This window comes from Bacillus sp. NTK034 (assembly GCF_017303275.1).
Taxonomy (GTDB): Bacteria; Bacillota; Bacilli; order Bacillales; family Cytobacillaceae; genus Cytobacillus.
In genome coordinates this window covers 329204-350770 of the sequence record NZ_JAFKOJ010000006.1, presented here as the reverse complement: position 1 = coordinate 350770, position 21567 = coordinate 329204, and the positions used below count along the sequence as shown (strand labels likewise).

General features: G+C 41.1%; 26 protein-coding genes. 11 read left to right on the top strand and 15 right to left on the bottom strand.

The genetic code is table 11. The features are described from left to right. Window positions 1-290 precede the first annotated feature (290 nt). Window positions 291-1370, top strand: coding sequence for an FUSC family protein (locus JI665_RS18660; protein ID WP_206842594.1), 1080 nt, complete (start codon window positions 291-293; stop codon window positions 1368-1370). A 59-nt stretch (window positions 1371-1429) separates the two neighbouring features. On the opposite strand, the gene nikC is transcribed toward JI665_RS18660, so the two are convergent. The 10 genes from nikC to fabL all read right to left on the bottom strand — a co-directional run bounded on the left by nikC (window position 1430) and on the right by fabL (window position 11680). Then, window positions 1430-2290, bottom strand: a complete 861-nt coding sequence (nikC, locus tag JI665_RS18655; RefSeq protein ID WP_206842697.1) for a nickel transporter permease — start codon at window positions 2288-2290, stop codon at window positions 1430-1432. 54 nt (window positions 2291-2344) lie between these two features. Then, the gene (locus JI665_RS18650) at window positions 2345-3349 is read right to left on the bottom strand and encodes an ABC transporter permease (protein ID WP_206842591.1); all 1005 of its coding nucleotides are present in this window, start codon (window positions 3347-3349) and stop codon (window positions 2345-2347) included. Between the two features lie 118 nt (window positions 3350-3467). Next, on the bottom strand, window positions 3468-5078 hold the full coding sequence (locus JI665_RS18645; RefSeq protein ID WP_206842590.1) for an ABC transporter substrate-binding protein: 1611 nt from the start codon (window positions 5076-5078) through the stop codon (window positions 3468-3470). Window positions 5079-5156: 78 nt separating this feature from the next. Next, the gene (locus JI665_RS18640; RefSeq protein WP_206842588.1) at window positions 5157-6125 is read right to left on the bottom strand and encodes an ABC transporter ATP-binding protein; all 969 of its coding nucleotides are present in this window, start codon (window positions 6123-6125) and stop codon (window positions 5157-5159) included. After that, window positions 6100-7116, bottom strand: a complete 1017-nt coding sequence (locus JI665_RS18635) for an ABC transporter ATP-binding protein (RefSeq protein WP_206842586.1) — start codon at window positions 7114-7116, stop codon at window positions 6100-6102. Before JI665_RS18635 ends, JI665_RS18640 begins: the two co-directional genes overlap by 26 nt. Window positions 7117-7446: 330 nt before the next feature. After that, entirely contained in the window at window positions 7447-9195 is a 1749-nt protein-coding gene (locus tag JI665_RS18630; protein ID WP_280516106.1) for an ABC transporter ATP-binding protein, read from the bottom strand. A gap of 177 nt (window positions 9196-9372) precedes the next feature. After that, a complete protein-coding gene (gene ntdP, locus JI665_RS18625) occupies window positions 9373-9903 on the bottom strand; it encodes a nucleoside tri-diphosphate phosphatase (protein WP_009335840.1) in 531 nt (176 codons plus the stop codon). Window positions 9904-10195: 292 nt separating this feature from the next. Beyond that, on the bottom strand, window positions 10196-10447 hold the full coding sequence (locus tag JI665_RS18620; protein WP_009335839.1) for a YgaB family protein: 252 nt from the start codon (window positions 10445-10447) through the stop codon (window positions 10196-10198). Between the two features lie 205 nt (window positions 10448-10652). Next, window positions 10653-10844 carry a gamma-type small acid-soluble spore protein gene (locus JI665_RS18615; RefSeq protein WP_035333109.1) on the bottom strand — a complete coding sequence of 64 codons (192 nt, stop codon included), beginning with the start codon at window positions 10842-10844 and terminating at the stop codon, window positions 10653-10655. An 86-nt stretch (window positions 10845-10930) separates the two neighbouring features. Further along, window positions 10931-11680 (bottom strand): enoyl-[acyl-carrier-protein] reductase FabL, encoded by a 750-nt coding sequence (fabL, locus tag JI665_RS18610; RefSeq protein ID WP_206842584.1) that lies wholly within the window; start codon window positions 11678-11680, stop codon window positions 10931-10933. Between the two features lie 230 nt (window positions 11681-11910). On the opposite strand from fabL, the gene JI665_RS18605 reads away from it, so the two are divergent. Beyond that, a complete protein-coding gene (locus tag JI665_RS18605) occupies window positions 11911-12135 on the top strand; it encodes a hypothetical protein (protein ID WP_019383506.1) in 225 nt (74 codons plus the stop codon). A gap of 31 nt (window positions 12136-12166) precedes the next feature. Here the strand turns inward: JI665_RS18605 and mutY are convergent, their stop codons facing one another. Beyond that, complete coding sequence (gene mutY, locus JI665_RS18600; RefSeq protein ID WP_206842576.1) at window positions 12167-13267, bottom strand: A/G-specific adenine glycosylase; 1101 nt, start codon at window positions 13265-13267, stop codon at window positions 12167-12169. A gap of 243 nt (window positions 13268-13510) precedes the next feature. Here mutY and JI665_RS18595 point away from each other — a divergent pair, with 243 nt between their 5' ends. Beyond that, window positions 13511-14491, top strand: a complete 981-nt coding sequence (locus JI665_RS18595) for a metal-dependent hydrolase (RefSeq protein ID WP_206842574.1) — start codon at window positions 13511-13513, stop codon at window positions 14489-14491. Between the two features lie 33 nt (window positions 14492-14524). On the opposite strand, the gene JI665_RS18590 is transcribed toward JI665_RS18595, so the two are convergent. Continuing rightward, entirely contained in the window at window positions 14525-14794 is a 270-nt protein-coding gene (locus JI665_RS18590; protein ID WP_206842572.1) for a YfhJ family protein, read from the bottom strand. Window positions 14795-14922: 128 nt separating this feature from the next. On the opposite strand from JI665_RS18590, the gene JI665_RS18585 reads away from it, so the two are divergent. Both JI665_RS18585 and JI665_RS18580 read left to right on the top strand, forming a co-directional pair. Further along, on the top strand, window positions 14923-15093 hold the full coding sequence (locus JI665_RS18585; RefSeq protein WP_009335832.1) for a small, acid-soluble spore protein K: 171 nt from the start codon (window positions 14923-14925) through the stop codon (window positions 15091-15093). A gap of 19 nt (window positions 15094-15112) precedes the next feature. Beyond that, complete coding sequence (locus tag JI665_RS18580) at window positions 15113-15271, top strand: YpzG family protein (protein ID WP_009335831.1); 159 nt, start codon at window positions 15113-15115, stop codon at window positions 15269-15271. A 22-nt stretch (window positions 15272-15293) separates the two neighbouring features. Here the strand turns inward: JI665_RS18580 and JI665_RS18575 are convergent, their stop codons facing one another. Further along, entirely contained in the window at window positions 15294-15623 is a 330-nt protein-coding gene (locus JI665_RS18575) for a YfhH family protein (protein ID WP_206842570.1), read from the bottom strand. A gap of 200 nt (window positions 15624-15823) precedes the next feature. On the opposite strand from JI665_RS18575, the gene JI665_RS18570 reads away from it, so the two are divergent. Then, a complete protein-coding gene (locus JI665_RS18570; RefSeq protein WP_206842568.1) occupies window positions 15824-16495 on the top strand; it encodes an SDR family NAD(P)-dependent oxidoreductase in 672 nt (223 codons plus the stop codon). Window positions 16496-16513: 18 nt separating this feature from the next. Here JI665_RS18570 and recX read toward each other — a convergent pair whose 3' ends face one another. Beyond that, entirely contained in the window at window positions 16514-17320 is an 807-nt protein-coding gene (gene recX, locus JI665_RS18565; RefSeq protein WP_206842558.1) for a recombination regulator RecX, read from the bottom strand. A gap of 105 nt (window positions 17321-17425) precedes the next feature. Between recX and JI665_RS18560 the strand changes: the two genes are divergently transcribed. The 3 genes from JI665_RS18560 to JI665_RS18550 all read left to right on the top strand — a co-directional run bounded on the left by JI665_RS18560 (window position 17426) and on the right by JI665_RS18550 (window position 18812). Next, on the top strand, window positions 17426-18331 hold the full coding sequence (locus JI665_RS18560; RefSeq protein WP_206842557.1) for a TIGR01777 family oxidoreductase: 906 nt from the start codon (window positions 17426-17428) through the stop codon (window positions 18329-18331). A 73-nt stretch (window positions 18332-18404) separates the two neighbouring features. Next, a complete protein-coding gene (locus JI665_RS18555) occupies window positions 18405-18530 on the top strand; it encodes a YfhE family protein (protein WP_206842555.1) in 126 nt (41 codons plus the stop codon). 93 nt (window positions 18531-18623) lie between these two features. Beyond that, window positions 18624-18812: a YfhD family protein gene (locus JI665_RS18550; RefSeq protein WP_206842545.1), complete on the top strand. Its 189-nt coding sequence runs from the start codon at window positions 18624-18626 to the stop codon at window positions 18810-18812. Between the two features lie 54 nt (window positions 18813-18866). On the opposite strand, the gene JI665_RS18545 is transcribed toward JI665_RS18550, so the two are convergent. Further along, on the bottom strand, window positions 18867-19370 hold the full coding sequence (locus JI665_RS18545) for a DoxX family protein (RefSeq protein WP_206842543.1): 504 nt from the start codon (window positions 19368-19370) through the stop codon (window positions 18867-18869). A gap of 309 nt (window positions 19371-19679) precedes the next feature. Here JI665_RS18545 and JI665_RS18540 point away from each other — a divergent pair, with 309 nt between their 5' ends. Continuing rightward, window positions 19680-20741, top strand: a complete 1062-nt coding sequence (locus tag JI665_RS18540) for a M20 family metallopeptidase (RefSeq protein WP_206842541.1) — start codon at window positions 19680-19682, stop codon at window positions 20739-20741. A 71-nt stretch (window positions 20742-20812) separates the two neighbouring features. Continuing rightward, complete coding sequence (locus JI665_RS18535; protein ID WP_206842531.1) at window positions 20813-21481, top strand: vWA domain-containing protein; 669 nt, start codon at window positions 20813-20815, stop codon at window positions 21479-21481. The last annotated feature ends 86 nt before the right edge of the window (window positions 21482-21567 follow it).

Sequence of the window (21567 nt, the reverse complement as noted above, 5' to 3'; positions counted from 1 at the left end):
TCCTTGTGTTCCATTCGCTGTTTCCATGCTGCCTCAGCGGCACTATTATCCGTTCTCTTGAACTTTTCACATCATTTAGGCACCCTTACCTTTTTTAATAACTTTTTATAAAAATTTCATGAAAATGCCCCTTGAACTTCTTTCCATATCCCTGTATAGTACAATATTGTTTAATAATGAGCAAAACCGTTTAAAGTATGTATAATTACTGTAATTACGGTTTAATTCAAGTTGCTTTTTAATGAGCCATAAGATAAAAAAATCTTAAAGAAAGAAAGGACATTTATTGTATGAAACTTGGCGCCCGCATACTTAAGACGGGAATCGCAATCATTCTATCTCTTTTATTATCGGAACTTTTTCATCTGCCTGCCCCTATCTTTGCTGGAATAGCAGCTATTTTTGCCGTTCAGCCGACTATTTACAGATCTTATCTTTCTATTGTTGAACAGATCCAGGGAAATGCGATCGGTGCATTAATTGCCGTGATATTCGTGCTTTTATTCGGCAACGATGTATTCATCATAGGTCTGGCAGCTATCATTGTTATTACGATCAATCTAAAGCTTAAAATCGAAAATACGATTGGCCTGTCACTAGTAACCCTGATTGCCATAATGGAAACACCAGGCGATACTTTTTTGCAGTTTGCACTTATTCGTTTTTCAACCATAATGCTTGGTGTATTATCAGCTTTTATTGTTAACCTTGTCTTCCTGCCTCCTAAATATGAGAATAAGCTTTACTTTAAAATATCCAATAACACAGAGGAAATTACTAAATGGATCAGGTTAAATATACGGCATGCATCTGAGCACAAGCTGCTGAAAAACGATATTGATAAAATGAAAGAAAGCAATGTGAAGCTTGATCAGCTGTATTTAATGTATAAAGAGGAAAGAAATTATTTTAAACGAAATGATCTGGTTAAATCCAGAAAACTCGTTATATATAGGCAAATGATCTCGACTGTTAAACGCTCTCTGGAAACGTTAAAAAAGCTTCACCGCTATGAAAATGATCTGCAGCAAATGCCAGAAGAATTTCAGCATGCAGTTCAGCAGCAGCTTGATATTCTTATCCATTATCATGAACACGTCATGCTTAAATTTATTGGGAAAGTTCGGCCCAATGTAGTGTTTGAGGAAGGCGATTTCAGCCTTAGCAGAAAGGAACTGGTGAACCTTTTCCTGGCTCAGCAAAAAGAGTATGAACATGATGAAGAGTCCATTCTCCCGCATATCATGCAAGTTGTATCAGCTATTGTTGATTACGATGAACATGTGGAGCACCTTGATAAACTGATATCCAGTTTTCAGGCATATCATAAAGAGGAAAATGAGGTTTCAATACCGGAGAACGCCGAATAGACCGGGGTATATGATATACGATTCATAGGAAAAAGCAGCTGATTTCAGCTGCTTTTTTGTTAGTTCTTCATTCTTGGATCAAGTGCATCCCTTAATCCGTCACCCATTAAGTTAAAACCTAGAACCGTAAGCATAATCGCAAGCCCAGGGAAAATCATCGTCCATGGAGCTTGTATTAGATATGCCTTAGCATCAGAAAGCATTTTTCCCCACTCAGGATTTGGAGCCTCAGCACCGAGACCAAGGAATCCAAGGGCCGCACATTCAATGATTGCAGTGGCGATGGCAAGTGTTCCCTGTACAATAATCGGAGCCATGCTATTAGGCAGCACATGCCTGAAGAGAATCCGGCTGTTGCTCATTCCGATCGCTTTTGCGGCCATTATATATTCCTCCTGTTTGACACTCAGCACCCTTGAACGGATAAGTCTGCCAAAGTTAGGAATATTGATTACCGCAATGGCAATCAGGGCATTTCTCAATGATGGGCCAAGCACTGCCACAATCGCAATGGCCAGCAAGATGCTTGGGAAAGCAAGCATGATATCAAAAATGCGTGAGATAATTGTATCAACCCATTTGCCATAATATCCCGCCACAACACCTAAAAGGCAGCCAACTACAATAGATCCGATTACGGCCAGAAACCCTACCCATAAGGAGATCCTTGCACCATAAACAACCCTTGAGAAGATATCCCTGCCGAAGTCATCCGTTCCAAACCAATGCTCGCCTGATGGCGCCTGAAGCCTTTTTGACAGCATTTGTTCATTAATTCCCTGCGGCGCAATAAGCGGTGCAAATACAGCAAGAAGAACGAAAAATAATACAATAATGGTGCCGATTAAAGCCAGTTTATTTTTTCTAAAGCTCCTCCATGCTTCCACCCAGGGGGAAACTGCTTTTTCTTCAGCTGGCATAATAGGCGGCTGAAGGTCTTTTTGTGTTGAAAGTTCCAAGTACGTTCCCCCTCCTTAATTATATTTAATCCGCGGATCAATTGCTGCATACAGCAAGTCCACCACTAGATTGATCATGACAAAGATAAATGCAATGATAAGTATGCCTGACTGGATAACAGGATAGTCCCGATAGTTGATAGCCTCATAAATATATCGTCCGATTCCCGGCCAGCTGAAAATTGTTTCAGTTAAAATGGCGCCTCCCAGCAATAATCCCATTTGAAGACCGATAATCGTAAGAACAGGAATGATGGCATTCTTTAATGAGTGCTTATAAACAACCCAGAACATTCTCAAGCCTTTGGCCCTCGCTGTTCTGACAAAATCGGATCTCATTACTTCAAGCATCGTAGAACGGGTAATCCTCGCAATGATCGCCATTGGGATGGTCGCCAAGGCAAATGCCGGCAGAATCAGGTGTCTGATGACATCCCAGAATTGATCGATTCTTCCCTGCAAGAGAGCATCGATCATATATATGTTCGTTATGGCCTCAATCGGATTTCTTACTTCTTCCCTTCCCGATGTAGGAAGCCAGTCCAGCTTTATGGCAAACGCCCATTGTTCCATTAAGCCAAGCCAGAAGATTGGCATGGAAACACCAATAAGTGCAAGCACCATTGCCACATAATCAAACCATGAATTCTGATACCATGCACTGATGATTCCGGCATTCACACCGATAAAAACAGCAATTAACATGGCAACGAATGTAAGTTCAATTGTTGCAGCCAGATACGGCCAAATTTCCTGGCTTATTTCTGTTTTTGTACGGAGTGATTCTCCAAGGTCCCCCGTAAAAAGCCCGCCAAGATATGTAAAATATTGAAGGTACCAAGGCTGATCAAGCCCCAGCTGCTTCGTTAATTCCTCTACTGCTTCTTTTGTTGCCAATTGTCCCAAGATAATCTGTGCCGGATTACCAGGAATTGCCCGAATCATAAAAAAGACGATAAGGGAAAGCCCCAGCAGAACTGGAATAAGGGAAAACAAACGCTTTAGTGTATAGGACAGCATTGCCATTTCACCTCTCTTGAAGGTTATCTAAAATTGTTGGAATAGAAAAGGGAGCTACAGAACTGTACTCCCTTTTCCTTGAATATAAGAAGTATACTTATCTCACTTGAAAAGCATCTTATTTAAATTCTACAGTTGCCAGTAAATCCGAACCTGTTGGATGCGGCTTGAAGCCTGTGATATCAGCCTTGCCCGCAAGGATAGGTCTTGAGTGGACAAGCGGAATCCACGGAGCATCTTCTTTGATCAGAACCTGAGCCTGTTTGTAAAGCTCTTCACGCTCTGCCTGGTCTGCACTAGCCTGAGCTTTTACAAGCAATTCATGCACCTCAGGATTTTCATAGTAAGTGTAGTTGTTGGAGCCGATGCTGTCCTGGTCTAGAAGCACATATAGGAAGTTATCAGCATCCCCATTGTCGCCAGTCCATCCTAATAGGAATGTATCAGCTTCACCATTCTTTGCTTTATCCAGGTAAGTACCCCACTCATAAGTAACGATTTTTGCCTTTACGCCAATTGCATCAAAGTTGGCTTGAAGTGCTTCAGCCACTTTTTGTCCGTCCGGCATATATGGTCTAGGAACCGGCATTGCCCAAAGTTCCATTTCAAATCCATTTTCATATCCTGCTTCTTTTAAAAGTTCTTTAGCCTTTTCAGGATCGAATTCATAATCTACAACATCATCGTTGTAACCCGCTACTACTGAAGGCATAGGGTTTTTCGCGGGCTCAGCTGCACCAGCATAGAAGGCATCAATTAGAGCTTGCTTATCGACTGCATAGTTTAATGCCTGGCGGACTTTTTTATCTTTTAATGGTCCGCGAGTACTTGTTAACCCGAGATAAGCTACGTTTAAGGATGGACGTTCAAAAGTTTGAAGATCCGGATTTCCTTCAATTTGGCCAATATCACTGAAGTTAACACCATCGATTAAGTCTACTTCGCCTGTAGCCAATGCATTTAGACGCGCAGAGTTTTCTGGAATGACACGGAAGATAACCTCATCAAGCTTTGGAAGACCTTCCTGCCAGTATTCTTCATTTTTCACAAGAGTGATGCGGTCATTTGCTTTGTATTCCTTAAATACAAATGGTCCTGTCCCAACCGGGTTGTGAAGGAATTTTTCACCGTGCTTTTCAACAGCAGCCGGGCTTGCAATTCCAAATGGAGACATTGCAAGGTTCTTTAAGAATGGTGCAATTGGCTTGTTTAAAGTAAATTCAACTGTGTAATCATCTACAGCTTTTACTTCAGAGATCTTGTCTCCAAACTGAGAGTTATAGTAATAGAACTGCTCAGCGTTTCCAGCTTTCCATCTTTCAAAGTTGAAGACAACCGCTTCGGCATTAAAATCAGTTCCATCGTGGAACTTTACACCTTCACGAAGCTTTAATGTATGCTTTAGCCCGTCTTCACTTGTTTCCCATTCAGTAGCAAGGCCAGGCTGAATTTCTGTATCCTGCTCACCAAATTCAATCAAAGTTTCATAGATGTTTTTTGTTACTTTAAAAGATTCACCTTCTGTTGTGATAGCGGGATCAAGCGAAGTTGAGTCACCGCCGCGGCCAAATACTAATGTGCCGCCTGAAGACGTTTCTTCTGTATCTGTACCTTTCTCATTATCCTTTTCGTCTTTCGTTCCGCTGCTTGAGTTGCTGCTGCAGCCGGCAAGAGCCAGTGACAGAAGCAAAGCTGCAACAAGGAACCAAATGCCATTGCGCTTCTTCATTGTTTTCCCCCTTTTTTCTTTTGCCGGTATCGGCTATTTACATATTTATCATCCATGCAGCCCTGCCCTTTTTATAGCTCAGCTATAAAGATGACAGGCTGCAAAGTGACCTGGTTCAATTTCCTTCAGCTGCGGCCTCTCTGTTTGGCAGATCTCCATGCATTCTTTGCATCTAGTATGGAATGCACATCCAGCTGGCGGATTCTGCGGACTTGGAATGTCCCCTGTTAATAGCTCCCTGTCTTTCTTTAAAGTCGGGTCAGGGATTGGAACTGCACCAAGCAAAGCCTTTGTATACGGATGGAGCGGTTTATCGTAGAGCTGGTCAGATGTTGTGATCTCAACTAGTCTCCCAAGATACATAACACCAACTCTATCACTAATATGTTTAACTACCCCGAGATCGTGGGCAATGAATATATACGTCAGCTGGAATTCCTTTTGCAGATCTTCCAGCAGGTTGAGGACCTGCGACTGAATGGATACATCAAGAGCTGAAACAGGCTCATCTGCAATGATTAGCTTAGGCTTGGTCATTAATGCTCTTGCAATTCCAATCCTCTGCCTTTGGCCACCGCTGAATTGATGCGGATAGCGTTTTGCATGGTAGCTGCTGAGGCCGACAACCTCAAGCATCTCCCTAACCCGCTGTTTCCGCTCTTCTTTATTACCGATGCCGTGGACAATGAGAGGCTCCTCCAAAATCTGCTCAACTGTATGGCGCGGATTTAAGGAAGCAAAAGGATCCTGGAATACCATCTGCATTTCCTTTCTCATTTTTCGCATCTCCGCTGAGTTTAGAGCAGTCAAATCCTTGCCTTCAAAAACTACTTTACCCTCTGTTGGCTCTATCAGGCGCATCAGCATTCTGCCTGTGGTTGATTTGCCGCATCCTGATTCACCAACCAATCCGAGCGTTTCCCCTTTATTAACGAAGAAGCTGATATCGTCAACCGCTTTCACATCACCTTGTTTTCTTCCAAACAGACCCCCGGTTACTGGAAAATACTTTTTTAACTGATTAACTTCCAACAGCACTTCGGTCATTAATGACACCCCCAGACTCATGCAGGAAACAGCGCACAGTATGCTGTTCTGCTTTTTCGACATTGTAAAGCGGAGGACTTTCCGTCATGCATCGGTCATGAACAAATTCACAGCGCGCTGCAAAACGGCATCCAGTCTTGATGGAGCCCGGTTTTGGGACATTTCCAGGTATGGAATATAGACGCTCCTTCTTTTCTCTTACATCAGGCACAGATTGAAGAAGTCCTTGGGTATAAGGGTGCTTCGGGTTTTTGAATATCTCTTCTACCGGAGCTTCTTCCACTATCTTCCCGGCATACATAACAATTACTCTTTCACAGACTTCGGCAACGACCCCTAAATCATGAGTGATCATAATAATGGCTGTATCCAGTTTTTCATTAAGATCCTTCATTAGAGATAGAATCTGGGCCTGGATTGTCACGTCCAAAGCGGTCGTCGGCTCATCCGCAATCAAAAGGCGCGGATGGCAGGACAAAGCCATGGCAATCATTACCCTTTGCCTCATTCCCCCTGACAGCTGATGGGGGTATTCCTTCATAATCTGCTCTGCCCTTGGCAGTCCAACAAGCTTCAGCATTTCAATTGCCTGCTGGCTCGCTTCCTTCTTTTTTAATTTTTTATGTAATTTGATTCCTTCTACCAGCTGATCTCCAATTGTAAATAACGGATTTAATGAAGTCATCGGCTCCTGGAAAATCATAGCCACTTCATTGCCTCTTAGTTCACGCATTCTTTTTTCTGATGCATTAACAAGATCTTCTCCATCCAAAAGGATTTCGCCGCCCGTAATTTTTCCCGGTGGCTGTGGAATCAGCTTCATAATGGAGAGAGAGGTAACGCTCTTTCCGCAGCCTGATTCACCTACAATTCCAAGAATTTCGCCCTTGTTAACCGAGAAACTGATATCATCCACGGCGGGAACTTCTCCATCGGAAGAGAAAAAGGAAGTCCTCAGCTGCTTTACCTCTAAAACTGGAGCTTGAGTCACACGGATACTCCTTTCTTGATCGTCCGTTTCTATGAATTAGGACATTTTTAACAAATTTGAATCTAAGGTCACTATCTTTTTTTCATTCTATAAAAAAAGAATGATGAAGTCTACTTATTTTTCTAAATTATTTAAATATAGTAAACATTATATATATTTTTCGACATGAATAGGTAAATATAATAACAATATCCTGCTAATATTTATGAAAAAGATGGAGATTATTGACCGCAATGTGCCTGCAGCTGTTTTAACACTATAGTAATTTAACGCATTGCAATAAAAAAGCACACAATAAAGCCGGCCCTGTAATAGAGCCGGCTTTTAGACCTAATTTTCAAGCTGCTGAACCTGAAAAAGCTTATAATAATTACCCTGTTTATTCATTAATTCTTCATGGCTTCCCGCTTCCGAAATTTCACCATGCTCTATGAGGATAATTCTATCCGCATGAGTGATGGTGGAAAGGCGATGAGCCACGATGAAAGTCGTGCGGTCTTTAGCCAATTTTTCCAACGCTTCCTGTATCAGATGCTCACTCTCTAAATCAAGGGCTGAAGTGGCTTCATCCAGCACAAGGATCGGAGGGTTTTTCAAAAAAATTCTCGCAATGGCGATCCGCTGCTTTTGCCCCCCCGATAGTTTCACACCTCGCTCGCCAACCCTGGTATCATATCCTTCAGGCAAATTCATAATAAATTCGTGGGCATTGGCAGCCTTGGCAGCTCCTATTACTTCCTCCTCCGTGGCATCGGGCTTGCCGAGAAGTATGTTTGTTTTAACCGATTCACTGAACAGAATATTATCCTGAAGCACCATGCCGATTTTATCGCGAAGACTCCTTACTTTAAACGAACGGATATCAGTGCCATCAAGCAGGATTCTGCCTTTGCTGACATCATAAAAACGCGGAATCAGCCCTACTAATGAGGACTTCCCTCCTCCGCTCATTCCAACAAGGGCAATAGTCTCCCCTGCTGATACATCAAGATTAATCTCCTTTAACACTGGAGGCTCATTCTCATTGTAGGAAAAGCTCACTTCTTCAAATTGAATATGCCCTTTAACATTCCGGCATTGGATTGCATCAGTGGAATCGTCAATATCATATTTCTCATCAATTAACTCAAATACACGATCCATGGATGCTATCGATTGAGTTAAGGTTGTTGATGAGTTAACAAGCCTTCTCAGCGGGCCGTACAATCTATCTATATAAGCGACAAACGCCATCATGACACCCAGAGAAATTTCCCCCTGGATCACCTGATATCCTGAATAGCCAATAACTAAAAGCGGTGATATATCTGTAATGGTGTTAACAACTGCAAATGCCTTTGCGTTCCACTTCGTATGGTCGATCGCTTTTGTCAGGAAGTTTTTATTTTGCGCATCAAATTGGGTTTGCTCATAATCTTCAATTGCAAAGCTTTTAACAACTGCCATCCCCTGAACCCGTTCATGCAGATAGCCCTGTACTTCTGCAAGAGCCTGTGAACGGGCCCTTGTCAGCTTTCTGAGGTTCCCAAAAAAGTATTTGACTGAAAAAGCATAAAACGGAAATAGAAGCAGTGACACAATTGTCAATGTAACATCCATATTCAGCATAATGACAACTGCAATTAATATGGTTGCCACATCAAGCCATAAATTCATTAAGCCTGTTACTACGAAAGTTTTGGTTTGCTCAACATCATTTATGACCCTGGAGATGACTTCCCCTGTTCTTGTATTTGCATAGAATCTGAAGCTTAACTTTTGAATGTGGGTAAAAAGCTTATCCCGGATATCGTATAGAATTTTGCTTGCCACCCATTGGGCAAAGTATTGGCGGTAATACTCAATTGGCGGACGGGCGATGACAAATAAAGCAATCATCACAGCCATAACCATTAAAAGTGTGCTGGTCTTATCGCTCTGGCTCAATGCCTCATTGCCAATAATATCATCTATTACATACTTAATCAGAAGCGGAATCAAAAGCGGAATGGCAAATTTAATGATGCCTATTATTATGGTTCCGATAATCTGAAGCCGATACGGCTTTACGAATTTCAAATATCTCTTTATACTATCCAACCGGATCGCTCCCCCTCTCTGCATCATGCAGCTTTCTTATATTTGACTATCAGCCGATATTTCCAGTTATTTTCTTAAACTTACCCCTAAACTTGGTAATCATGCAGATCTGGACAAAAATAAAAACCTGCTGACTCAAGGTCCAACAGGCGTTTTTTTTCGGCATTCAGCCATTTTTTAGCGTCTGTAAGTAAGATAACGTTCATACCATATATCAATAAAGTCGGGTGCAAAAGGACCTTTTCTCTGACGGATCCAATGGATGAGATTGTCAACATTCGATTTAAGGATGCTGTCAATTACATCGGGATAATTCATCTCCTGACGGTGCCGTTCATACTCATCTTCGTCAAGCAGATTGAATGTCATGTCAGGATACACTTTAATATCCAGATCATAATCAATATACTTTAACGCTTCTCCGTCAAAAATAAATGGTGAACTGATATTGCAGTAATAATAAACACCATCTTCCCGAATCATTCCAATCACATTAAACCAGTGCTGTGAATGGAAATAACAAATGGCCGGCTCTCTTGTTACCCATGTTCTTCCGTCAGATTCTGTTACGATTGTCCGGTCATTTCCGCCAATCACTAAATTTTGTGTCCCTTTTAATACGGTTGTTTCCTCCCAGACGCGGTGGATATGCCCATTATGTTTATAGCTGTGTATTTGCATTGGTTCGCCTTCGATGGGTACCGCCATTTTTTTCCCCTACTTTCCATTCCGGAAGCTTTGCAACCTGAAAATACTTTTTTTGGCGCCATGAATAGGCGTCCTCCCCTTCATGCCTGTGTTTACTGCACAGCATGACTCAATAATATCCAAAAGAAAAAGGCAACAAAGTACGATTCCTGTTTTCTACTATTATAACGGTAAAAGGAAATTTTTAAAACAAAGAGCCATTGAAATGTATCAACGGCTTAAAAAAAAGGATATAATAGCTGATTTTATAGGTATTAAAAAACAGATAGATTTAGGGAAGGAATGTCATTTTTTAAACAGTTACATTTACTTCCTGATAGGAGCGGATGACCTCTTCGGTCTGTTCCTCAAATATACGATGAATTTCTTTTAGTTCTTCTTTCATCCTTGCAATCTCATACTGTACACTTTCCAGCTCCGTTTCCTGCTGAATAGCCTTCAATTCTTCTTCTATCTCTTGGCAGCGCTCCAATTCACTTTGGAGATAAAGAAGCTTTTCCATCGTTTTCATCTGTTCTGAAACTAAACTGTTAAAGTTCTCCATGTTTGTTTCACCGTCCCCATTATTTTTCCTATTTCTATATTTCGCTGCACCTTTTTTTAACCCTTTGACTAGTTATGTTGACTTTATGGAAGTTTTGTCGAAGAGATGGCCAGAGATAAAATTAACAGAGGACTTTATATCTAAACCGAAGCAAAAAAAGAAGCCGCCCTTTCCAATTAAAGGCGGCTTCTTTCTTTAAATGCTATTAGCGGCTTTGTTTGCCGGCATTTTGACCTTTGCGGGCTTCAGCTTGCTGATTCTGCTGTCTTACTTCAGCAGCGTTTGTTTCGCTGGCAAATTCAGTACCGAATTGTCCTTGGCCAGCAGATTGTGCGTTTTGTTGTCTTACTTCTTGAACGTTAGTTCCAGCTTGAGATTGGTTTGGTTGTTTAGCCATTATAATCACCTCCACGCTCATTAATTTAACCGGGAGTGGAGGAAACTATCCAACTTTTTTAATAACCAAAGATATCCATTTTTTTATTAAACAAGCAAAGAAATACCACCATCCACAATAATCGTTTGGCCGCGGATCATGCTGGATTCCTCACTTATCAAAAACATAACGGTATCAACCATATCTTCAATTTCCACCATACGCCCTGCAGGAGTTTTGGTCTTTGCTTCTTCGAGAAGCTCTGCACGGTTAGGGAAATGCTTTAAAGCTTCAGTATCAACTGCACCGCCTGAAACAGCGTTTACGACGATATTTTTAGGAGCCAGCTCAATAGCCAAGTAACGTGTCAGTGCTTCTAATGCCGCTTTTGAAACCCCTACAGTTGTATAGTTTTCCAGATAGCGGATCGAACCCAGCGAGCTGATGCTTACAATTTTTCCGCCTCCATTTTTCTCCATTAGCTTTGCAGCTTCCTGGCCGCAGAATAGGAGGGCTTTGCTGTTAATATTCATCGTCCAGTCCCAATGAGATTCTTCCAGTTCCATTGCCGGACGCAGAACGCCGGATGCTGCATTGTTTACAAACACATCCAATCTTCCAAATTCACGGTCAATCTCCTGGAAAAGCACTTTAATTTTTTCTACATCACCCACGTTTGCTTTTACAACCAGAACCTTTCTTCCCAGTGCCTCAATTTCGGATGCTGTTTCATTTGCAGCTGATTTGCTCCGTACGTAATTGATGACAATGTCATAGCCTTCTTTGGCAAGCCTGATGGCCGTGGCTTTTCCAATTCCTCTGCTGCTTCCTGTTATCAATGCTACTTTTTGTGTCATGACTCAGTTTCCTTTCTGTTATGTATTCCTGTTCGTAACTGTTTAGCGATTTGTTTTTCCGGGAAATTAAAAATTAAGCTTTTTTCTCTAGTTTGTTGATTTAGCCTAACTTTAAAGAATTGGCCTAAACAAAAATACCTTACCGATTTCATTTTAGCTTTTTCCATGTATATATGGCAATTCGAATTAAAACACTATCTGTAATCCAAATGAGGAAAGGAAGATGGCAAATGTTTGTCGGACGTGATATGACAGAGCTTTCCATGATGTCAAAATCAGACTGGAAGGACAGTGAGCTTGCTTTTTACCATCATTCGTTTCAGCAGATCATGCCTTATCTAAATGCTGAGGGCCAAACCATCCATAGGGAGATCATTGAAGAAATAGAAAACCGCGGCGGCTTGAAAAGACAGGAAGCTGATTATACGCATGGAACCCGGGTAAGCTACGATTAACTTAAAGAAAAAGGGGGCACGCCCCCTTTTTCTATGCTTTGCTTTCCAAATATTGCTTCCATATCTTCTGATGGGAAACCGGAAAAGGAAATTCCTTAATTTCTTCAAGGCTGACTAATCTCAAATCGCTTTTTTCCTTTTCGAGTTTTAATATTTCTCCTTTATACACATTTATGTTCCATGTTAGGTGGGAAAAAACGTGCTCAATCTGACCAGTCATTTCTTGTATTTCCACCATGGCACCAAATTGTGTGCTGAACACATCTTTCATCTGCTCTTTGTCGCTTACATAAGAAATATTGATTTCTGCCATCGGAAATTCCCAAAGATTACCAAGAAGGCCTTTTCCAGGTCTTTTGTGTATCAAAACTCTTTTGTGATCATCTATGAGGACAGCTGCTGCTAATTGGACATTTCTTTGCTTCTTTGTTTTGGTTTTTACAGGGAGCTCATGCTGCGTCCCCTCATAAAAAGCAGTACAATGTTCTCTCACCGGGCATAATAAGCATGAAGGTGACGTTGGTGTGCAAATTAATGCTCCAAGCTCCATCAGGGCCTGATTGAAATGGGACGGATTTTCATGTGAAATTAATTTCCGGACGGAAGCCTCAAAGATTTTCCTGGAAGAAGGCTTGGCGATATCATCCCAGATAGAGAGGATACGCGAAAGGACCCGCATGACATTGCCATCCACAGCCGGTTCCGGTATCCCGTAAGCAATACTGAGAATTGCTCCTGCTGTATAAGGCCCTACTCCTTTTAATGAAGAAATTTCTTTTGGTGTATCTGGAACAATTCCGCCATATTTTTCATGGACTTCCCGGACGGCCGCCTGAAGGTTTCTTGCTCTTGAATAATAGCCCAAACCCTCCCAGGCTTTTAATACCTTTTCTTCGTCTGCTTCAGAAAGATCTTTTATGGTTGGAAACTTTTCAATAAAGCGATGAAAGTAAGGAATAACGGTATCCACACGCGTCTGCTGAAGCATAATCTCAGAAACCCAAACTTTGTAAGGATCCTGGTCCTTTCTCCAGGGCAAATCCCTTTGCTCAGCTTCAAACCACCTGAGCAAATCATTTTGAAAACCTTTTATATCAACTGATTCAATATTATTTTGACTAATTTCTTTCAATTTTTAATCCTCCTGATGTTAAACAATCGGGAAATATGGGAATATATTAGTACAGTTGCTTATTTAATCGTTAGTTCTTGATGATTGAATATTTTGTTTCAATTTCAGCAACTCCTTTAAAGGTACCCATATTCAGCTGTTAATACAAGAAATTTGCTGGTACACTTTAGAAAGCGGCCATTGAGTCCGCAATATATAAAAACAAACAATAGATCATGTCCCAAGGAAGGAGGTATTTTCCTCTTGGATACCGGCACACATGTAGTTATGGGGCTGGCGATTGGCGGGATTGCCACTCTTGACCCCGTTGTTGCGGAGAGTTCTGCTACAGCAACAAGTGTCATGATTGGAGCCATAGTCGGTTCACAAATACCAGATATAGATACTGTCTTAAAACTAAGAAATAATGCCGTTTATATTCGCAATCACAGGGGAATTACCCACTCCATACCTGCAGTTCTGCTTTGGCCACTTGTCATACTTGCAGTTGTTTACCCATTTTTTCCAGCGGCAAATTTGCTTCACTTATGGCTGTGGACATTTTTGGCTGTTTTCCTGCATGTTTTTGTCGACATTTTTAATGCTTATGGAACACAGGCACTTCGCCCCTTTTCATCGAAATGGGTAGCATTGGGAATCATCAACACATTCGACCCATTCATTTTCGGGATTCATGTTGCTGGATTATTTATATGGGCCTTCGGGGCTCATCCTGGTTATACATTTTTAATTATTTATGGCATTATTGTCGTGTACTACCTTCTTCGTTTTGCAGCTCAGAGAAGTGTACTGAGGGCTGTAAAAGTAATTATTCCGGATGCCACAGAAATCATCATTGCCCCAACCATGAGGTTCAATCAATGGCGTGTTGCGGTGATGAGCAGGCAGCAATTTTTCGTTGGGCGTGCTGTAAAAAACCATGTGAGGATTCTCGATCAATTTAATCGCGTTCCTGTCCCTGAGACACCAGTAATTGAAGCGGCGAAGAAAGATAAAAATTTATCTGCATTCCTATCCTTCTCACCAGTTTACCGCTGGGAAGTGGATGAATATGATGATTATTATGAAGTTCGATTCATTGACCTCCGCTACCGGAGCAATGGACATTATCCATTTGTAGCCGTGGTCCAGCTCGATCGGGAGTTTAACATTCAATCATCCTATACAGGCTGGATTTTCAGTGAGGAAAAACTTCGAAAAAAACTGGATATTATTCCCGGCTAACGAAAACAGGCTGCTAATATACGCAGCCTGTTTTTAATTTAGCTTATTTTCGTCCTGTTCAAGCAAATGCTTGTAATTAGGGTTATCAGCAACAAATACATGGAGCCTGCTTCCATGGTTTTCTACCCATTGCCTTACGATTCTTTCTGTCATTTCGGCACCTTTATATTCTCTGCCAGCCTTGGCATATGTTGCTTCAAAATCTTCCCATAAAAGCTCAATCCATGTCTGGGCCTGGCTTGCTGAAAGCATGTGGTTTTTTTTCAATAAAAGCTCATAAAGCTTTTTCTGGTACTCATTCATAAAAGTCACCTCATTACCATTAATTAATAACCTGTATCCTTCATAGCCTCCCGAAAAAAACAAATAATAGTATTACGTGATTGGCAAATTTGCCGGTCGCGCCCGTATTCCGGTTTAGGAGGCTGCATATGCGCAATAAAGCGAGAAATTTCCCAAATCAAAACAACATAAAACTGGAGGGGGAGCCGCGGGCTAAAGCAGAATATGCTTCACGCCGGGCTGATGGCACGATTAATACGCACCCTCAGGAACGAATGAGAGCTTCATCAAACCGCGAAAGTGACACACCAGAATTTTAAATACGAGGAGGGCTTGGTTATGGGAAACAGCAAAAACTTTTTTGGGGATAATCCTTATTCCAGTCCATTTACTTCACCGCACTTTAGGCCTAAGCGTGCACATTCACAAGTAAATGGTGAGACCCAGCAAACTCAAGACCTCATTATTTTAAAACGGCAGATTCGCAAAAATTCATAAAGCAGAAAGAGGATGGTTTACATCATCCTCTTTCTTCCAGTTTTTTCAGCATGGAGATCGGCAAAGCTTCTTCACCTTTACTGCCATTTAGCCGGAATCCCCAGGCAAACACGCCATTCATATATTCAATTTTAAAGTAAACTCCTGGATCCCCGTCGATTTCATAAATTTCACCAGGGGAAAAATCATCCGGATTGAGCAGGTAGGATTTTCCCATTATTACTTTGCGCTCAAGCACGGCAAACTCATTTACCATGCCCATCTGTTCCGCTTTCCTTGCTTTTTCATTTAAGCTGGCAATTTCTTGCTGAAGCTCATACGTAGTCATTGTACTGTACCTTTTCTCCTGCATACTTAATCCCTTACTTTCTTCAGATAGTTGGCCAAGCTAATTTATATTCACTTTTACTTCATTTCCACTCCACATTGCTAAGTATATGAGAAAATGCCTGTTTAGAAAAGGCTCCAGCTTTTTGTTTTTCATACCATTTCGCAAGTATTGAACTTTTTTGTTAAGATGGGGTTTATAAGACCTTCAAAGGAGCGAAACATATGAAGTCTGTCATCATTACCGGCGCGGGGTCCGGATTAGGTAAAGAGCTTGCCTTATTATTTGCCAAACAGGGCTACCATACTATTTTAACAGGAAGGACATTGGATAAACTGCAAAGTGTAGAAAAGGAGATTCATGAAGCTGGCGGAAGTACTCAGGTCTTTACATTAGATATTACTAAGCCCCAGGAGATCAGCAGCTTGTTGTCGCAAATCCAAAGCCATGAACTTTACGGCTTAATTAATAATGCCGGAGTTGGATATTTTGGGCCATTAGACCATCTTGGAGAGCAGGAAATACAGGATATGCTTCAAACAAACGTGCTGGGCACTATTTATATGACTCAGGCTGTTTTGCCTCATTTTAAAGATAAAAACTGCGGCTTGCTGATGAATATCATTTCGACAGCTGGCTTAAAAGGAAAAGTAAATGAATCAGTGTATGCTGCAAGCAAGTTTGCTGTAAGAGGATTTACAGAGAGCCTTCAGAAAGAACTTGAAAGCACTGATATTAAAGTTAAGGCCGTTTATATGGGCGGAATGGATACCCCATTCTGGGATGAAAGCGACCATATCAAGGATAAATCCAGGCTTCGTTCTCCTGAAGAAGTGGCAGCAATAATTCTGGATAATATGGATGAAGAATCAATTGTAATCGAATCTAAAAAATAACACATGGGTTTCCATGTGTTATTCTTCTCCATCACTTAAATATTGCTCAATTAAATTGAAAGAAAAGCCCTTTCTGAATAAGGCTTGTTTCATTTTTTGCCTGTATTCGAATTCGGGAAGGTTCTCATATTTCCTCTTGGCTTTTTCCGCCTGGTACTTTAGGGCTGCCAATTCTTCATCCTCTTCTTTTTCAATCTCCGTTTCAGATACTGCTTCTTGAATGATGTCAAAATTAAAACCTTTGCGCATTAACATCTGTTCCAGTTTTTGTTTGAGGATCTTTGATGAATCACGGGCATATTTCTGTGAATGCTTTTCACACAGCCTTTTTGCTGTACTTAATTCAGCTTCCCATGGATACTCCTTCAGCGCTTCTTCGATTAATTCAGGGGAAATCCCTTTCTCTTTTAGTTCAGTGCGGATTAATCCTTTCCCTTTATCAGATGTGTTCATTTGTGTACGCACAAATGCTAGTGCATATTCTTCATCATTTAAAAATTTGTAGTCGTACAATTTGTGGACAACTTCCTGAATAACCGGTTCTTCAACTTCTTTTTCTGCTAAATGTTTGCGGACTTCGGTTTCTGAGCGCATCCTTCTGGATAAATAATGAATAGCCATATTATATGATTTTCGGATATCATCCTGGAAGCCAATTTCATTTAGTGAAAATTCATCCAGCTCCATTCCTTTTTTGAGCTGATGTTTTATTAACACATCTTCATCCACACTAAATGCATATTCTTCACCTTTCCCATAATCCATATATATATTGTAGCGGTCTGTGTTTTTTTTCTGAAATGTGATTTTCGTAATGATCGGCATTTTTCTCCACCTCTTTTCTTAAATGTAACATATCCAAAAAAGGAATTTGAAAGAAAACGTCGTAAATTGTAACAAAGTATTTGCCACTTGAAAGGGGAATCTCCCATGAGAATAGCCATCACAGGCGGAACTGGGTTTGTTGGAAACGCATTGGTGAAAAAATTCCTGGAGAAAAAACATGAAATATTTATTCTAACGAGAAATATATCTGATAAGCAGCATTCTAAAAATTTGAATTATGTACAATGGCTGAACGATGATGATTCACCGGAGGATGCTCTGGAAGGCATTGACGTGTTTATTAACCTGGCAGGTGAGTCCATTAACAGCGGAAGATGGACAGAAGAACGCAAAAAACGGATATTAAACAGCCGCATTACAGCCACGAAGGAAGTTCTCCGTATTATTAGCCGCCTGGAAGAAAAGCCGTATACACTAATCAATGCCAGTGCTGTCGGTTACTATGGCACTTCCCAGACTGAAACCTTCACCGAAGCTTCCAGGAAAAGCGGTACTGATTTTTTGGCTGAAACAGTACGACGCTGGGAGGAAGAGGCATCCAAAGCAGAAGAATTTGAAGTCAGGACAGTTTTCTGCAGGTTTGGAATCATTCTTGAAAAAAACGATGGAGCTCTTCCGCGAATGGCCTTTCCTTATAAATTATTTGCCGGTGGGACTGTCGGAACAGGCAGCCAATGGGTTTCATGGATTCATTTAGATGATGCCGTAAACGGAATCCTTTTTTGCATTGATCAAGGACAGCTTCAAGGTCCCCTAAATTTTACATCACCATATCCTGTGACAATGAAGGAATTTGGACAAATACTTGGAAAAGTCCTTAATCGCCCTCACTGGATGCCTGCTCCGGGTTTTGCTTTAAAGATAGCTCTTGGGGAGATGAGTACACTGGTATTAGAGGGGCAAAAAGTGCTTCCTGAAAAATTGCAGTCATTAGGTTTTGATTTTTTATATCCAGATTTAAAGGCAGCTCTTGACGATATTTATCAATGAAATTTGTATCATTTTTTTCAAATAAGGGAAAAATAAGGGAAGTGTGAACCTTATTCTGAAAGGATGTTGCGAAGTGGATAAAAAAAAGAAAGACAAATCCAAAAGCACTTTATCAAGCATGCAGGAAGTAACTTATTCAAGAGAATTCAAAAGAGCTGACAAAGCAGGCGGATTTACAGGCAGACAGTCAAAACATTAATTTCCACCCATACCAGCCCTATTAATGGCACATGATAAAGGTACGGAAACATTCAGGTTTCCGCACCTTTATTGCTGAAAGGGGTTATTTACAATGGGCCGTGCACATGGACATAAAACTCGTGATAAAAACAAAGCATCACTTCCACAAGTACCAAAGAATATGAAATCTGACGGCATCGACGTAGAGTTCAACCGCGAGCTTGCCGATCAAGAAGATCTCGAGGCAATGGCACGTTCCAATGCAGCCAATCAGCGGGTTAAGAACAGTCAAAAACGCTAAGGTGCAATTTACACAAAAAAGGAGCAGGGACATTCAGCCCCTGCTTCTTTCAATTCAGTGATTGTGTGCTTCTTTTTTGCCTATTCCGTGTCCGCCTTTCATCATTGTCTTAATATATGGGATGGCGACTTTGTCAACTCCCCAGTAGTAAGCACCTGCACCTGTAAATAGAAGGATGATTGCTGCTGTATATAGTATTGGGTTAGTGCTTGTTGTTCCTGCTAATAAGAAGTTTAGATTCATGAATGCGCCTGCTATTAATGCCGGAATGGTTGCTGCTCCGAGTATTAGTCCAATTCCAACAAGAACTTCACCCCATGCAACTAAAGTGCTGAATAAATCTGCGTTTGGCAATGCTACATTTTCCAGGAAGCCCGCATACCACCCCTGCACGGCCGGATGGTCGCCAGCGGCTTGGGCTATTGCCCCCTGCATGAACCCTCCTGCATTAAATCCGTCTGCTACCTTATGCCATCCTGCTTCCAGCCATTGTATACCAAGCCAAACCCTTAAAATCGTCCACACGACTGCTGCCTTAGGAGTTTTCCACCATTTCATAATAATCATCTCCATGTTATTATTGTGAATAATTTCACATAATCTCTTAAAAATTTTTCCCTATCAGGGGACTTAATAAGCCGGCCAGCTCTTGAGAAGAAAGATTGCTGAAGTGAAGTTATTTGTGAAGTACTTCACTAACTTTCCTCACTTTTAATATACTCCTTACCTTCCCTTTTCGCAATATACTTCACTAATTCTTCACAAATATTGGGCTATCATTGATCAGGCTGTTTTCATCCTGCCAAAGCGGGAATAGGATTAGTACTGTGTAAAATCATTGCTGCATTAAAGGAGGACCTTTGACACATGCTTGAAAGCTTACTGAAAGATCTCATTTCTATTAAAAGCTCTTCTAAGGAAGGAGCAAACCAGGCTATCGAATATTGCCATCAATGGCTGTCGGGCCAGGACCTTCCTTCTAGAATAATCGAAAATAATGGCTATAAAATGGCAGTATGTGAAATTGGAAGCGGTGATCAGACCGTTATTTTTAATGGACATGTGGATGTTGTCTCGGGAAAGGATGAACAGTTCATTCCTGTAGAACTCCGCGATAAGATATATGGACGCGGGGCAGCAGATATGAAAGCCGGGGTGGCTGCCATGATGTGTGCAGTGAAAGAACTACGCAATAAGCCAATTGGTGTAAAAATACAGCTTCAAATTGTATCAGATGAAGAAATTGGCGGTTTTAATTGCTCCGGTTATTTAGCAGAACAGGGGTATCGCGGGGATTTTGTCATTTGTTCTGAACCGACGCAGCTCGGAATTGCGCTGGAAGCAAAAGGAGTAATCCGGCTGGACATCCAGATAGACGGAGATCCGGCACACGGCAGCCGTCCATGGGAAGGAGTCAATGCCATTGAAAAGGCTTTTGAAGTACATCAAAAACTATTAAAATTGCCCTTTGCAAAAGAAGCATCTGAATTCTTTCCACAGCCTTCGATTAATCTGGCAAAAATTACCGGAGGAGATGTTTATAATAAGGTGCCTGAAAAATGTATAATGTCGTATGATATCCGATACTTGCCTGAACAGGATCATGAAGAGATTATCAAACAAATCGAAAATATCACAGATGGGGAAATTATCATGAATATGTTCTCAAAGCCGCTTGTGACAGACAGAGACAATCCTTTCATCCTGATGCTTGAACCTATTGTTGAAAAACATACAGAAGATAAAGCTGTTTTCTTTGGACAGCATGGTTCTGCTGATACTGTGTTCTTTGCCAATTACGGGATACCAGCTGTCGAGTTTGGTCCAACCGGCATGAACTGGCATGGTGATCATGAATATGTCCTGCCGCATTCCATCCATTTATATGAAAAAATGCTTATCGACTTTGCCATGAAATTTTCAAATTAAAGCTTTATTAATGCTAATAGTCTCCCGATATGGTAAATTTTTGGATAGATAATTAAAGGGGGATTCACAGAATGAGCTCTATTAGTTTATTAAAAAAATCAGCGGGAATTGTACTGGAGAAAAAGGAACTGACAAATGTTACTGCCAGAGTAGGACTTGTGCTGGACATTTCAGGCTCCATGCGCAAGTTATATAAAAACGGGACTGTCCAAAGGGTTGTGGAGAGAATCTTAGCAGTTGCCAGCCAATTTGATGATGACGGCGCACTTGATATTTGGGTCTATGATAATGAATTTTCCAGGTTGAAGCCTGTAACAGAACATGACTTTGAAGGATATGTGGATCAATATATCTTAAATAATGATCTGATTCACAAATTCGGAAGAAATGATGAACCGCCCGTAATGGAGGATGTTATTCAGAAATATACCTCAGAAGATATAAGTAAAGACCCTGCCTTCATTGTTTTCATTAATGATGGAGGCTGTAAAAGAACGATCAAAAAACCCGTTGTTGCTTCATCCGATAAACCATTATTTTGGCAGTTTGTCGGGATAGGCGATTCTAACTTTGAAGTACTGGAAAAGCTGGATGAAATGGATGGCCGCTATATCGATAACGCAAACTTTTTCCACATTAAAGATGTCGAGACCATTTCTGATAACGAACTATATGACCTCTTGCTGAATGAATTCCCGGACTGGCTAAAAGAAGCACAAGAAAAGAATATCATTTTATAGGTAAGCAAAAAGGCGGATTTGATTTAGTCAAGTCCGCCTTTTGTTTGTAAAATTCAATGTTTCGCTAAAGGGCAAAAATCTTTTTT

Coding starts and splice junctions, on each gene's coding strand:
- JI665_RS18660 (WP_206842594.1), top strand. CDS start 291: ATGAAACTTGGCGCCCGCATACTTAAGACGGGAATCGCAATCATTCTA.
- nikC (WP_206842697.1), bottom strand. CDS start 2,290: ATGCCAGCTGAAGAAAAAGCAGTTTCCCCCTGGGTGGAAGCATGGAGG.
- JI665_RS18650 (WP_206842591.1), bottom strand. CDS start 3,349: ATGCTGTCCTATACACTAAAGCGTTTGTTTTCCCTTATTCCAGTTCTG.
- JI665_RS18645 (WP_206842590.1), bottom strand. CDS start 5,078: ATGAAGAAGCGCAATGGCATTTGGTTCCTTGTTGCAGCTTTGCTTCTG.
- JI665_RS18640 (WP_206842588.1), bottom strand. CDS start 6,125: ATGACCGAAGTGCTGTTGGAAGTTAATCAGTTAAAAAAGTATTTTCCA.
- ntdP (WP_009335840.1), bottom strand. CDS start 9,903: ATGGCGGTACCCATCGAAGGCGAACCAATGCAAATACACAGCTATAAA.
- JI665_RS18620 (WP_009335839.1), bottom strand. CDS start 10,447: ATGGAGAACTTTAACAGTTTAGTTTCAGAACAGATGAAAACGATGGAA.
- JI665_RS18615 (WP_035333109.1), bottom strand. CDS start 10,844: ATGGCTAAACAACCAAACCAATCTCAAGCTGGAACTAACGTTCAAGAA.
- fabL (WP_206842584.1), bottom strand. CDS start 11,680: ATGACACAAAAAGTAGCATTGATAACAGGAAGCAGCAGAGGAATTGGA.
- JI665_RS18605 (WP_019383506.1), top strand. CDS start 11,911: ATGTTTGTCGGACGTGATATGACAGAGCTTTCCATGATGTCAAAATCA.
- JI665_RS18590 (WP_206842572.1), bottom strand. CDS start 14,794: ATGAATGAGTACCAGAAAAAGCTTTATGAGCTTTTATTGAAAAAAAAC.
- JI665_RS18585 (WP_009335832.1), top strand. CDS start 14,923: ATGCGCAATAAAGCGAGAAATTTCCCAAATCAAAACAACATAAAACTG.
- JI665_RS18580 (WP_009335831.1), top strand. CDS start 15,113: ATGGGAAACAGCAAAAACTTTTTTGGGGATAATCCTTATTCCAGTCCA.
- JI665_RS18575 (WP_206842570.1), bottom strand. CDS start 15,623: ATGCAGGAGAAAAGGTACAGTACAATGACTACGTATGAGCTTCAGCAA.
- JI665_RS18570 (WP_206842568.1), top strand. CDS start 15,824: ATGAAGTCTGTCATCATTACCGGCGCGGGGTCCGGATTAGGTAAAGAG.
- recX (WP_206842558.1), bottom strand. CDS start 17,320: ATGCCGATCATTACGAAAATCACATTTCAGAAAAAAAACACAGACCGC.
- JI665_RS18560 (WP_206842557.1), top strand. CDS start 17,426: ATGAGAATAGCCATCACAGGCGGAACTGGGTTTGTTGGAAACGCATTG.
- JI665_RS18550 (WP_206842545.1), top strand. CDS start 18,624: ATGGGCCGTGCACATGGACATAAAACTCGTGATAAAAACAAAGCATCA.
- JI665_RS18545 (WP_206842543.1), bottom strand. CDS start 19,370: ATGAAATGGTGGAAAACTCCTAAGGCAGCAGTCGTGTGGACGATTTTA.
- JI665_RS18540 (WP_206842541.1), top strand. CDS start 19,680: ATGCTTGAAAGCTTACTGAAAGATCTCATTTCTATTAAAAGCTCTTCT.
- JI665_RS18535 (WP_206842531.1), top strand. CDS start 20,813: ATGAGCTCTATTAGTTTATTAAAAAAATCAGCGGGAATTGTACTGGAG.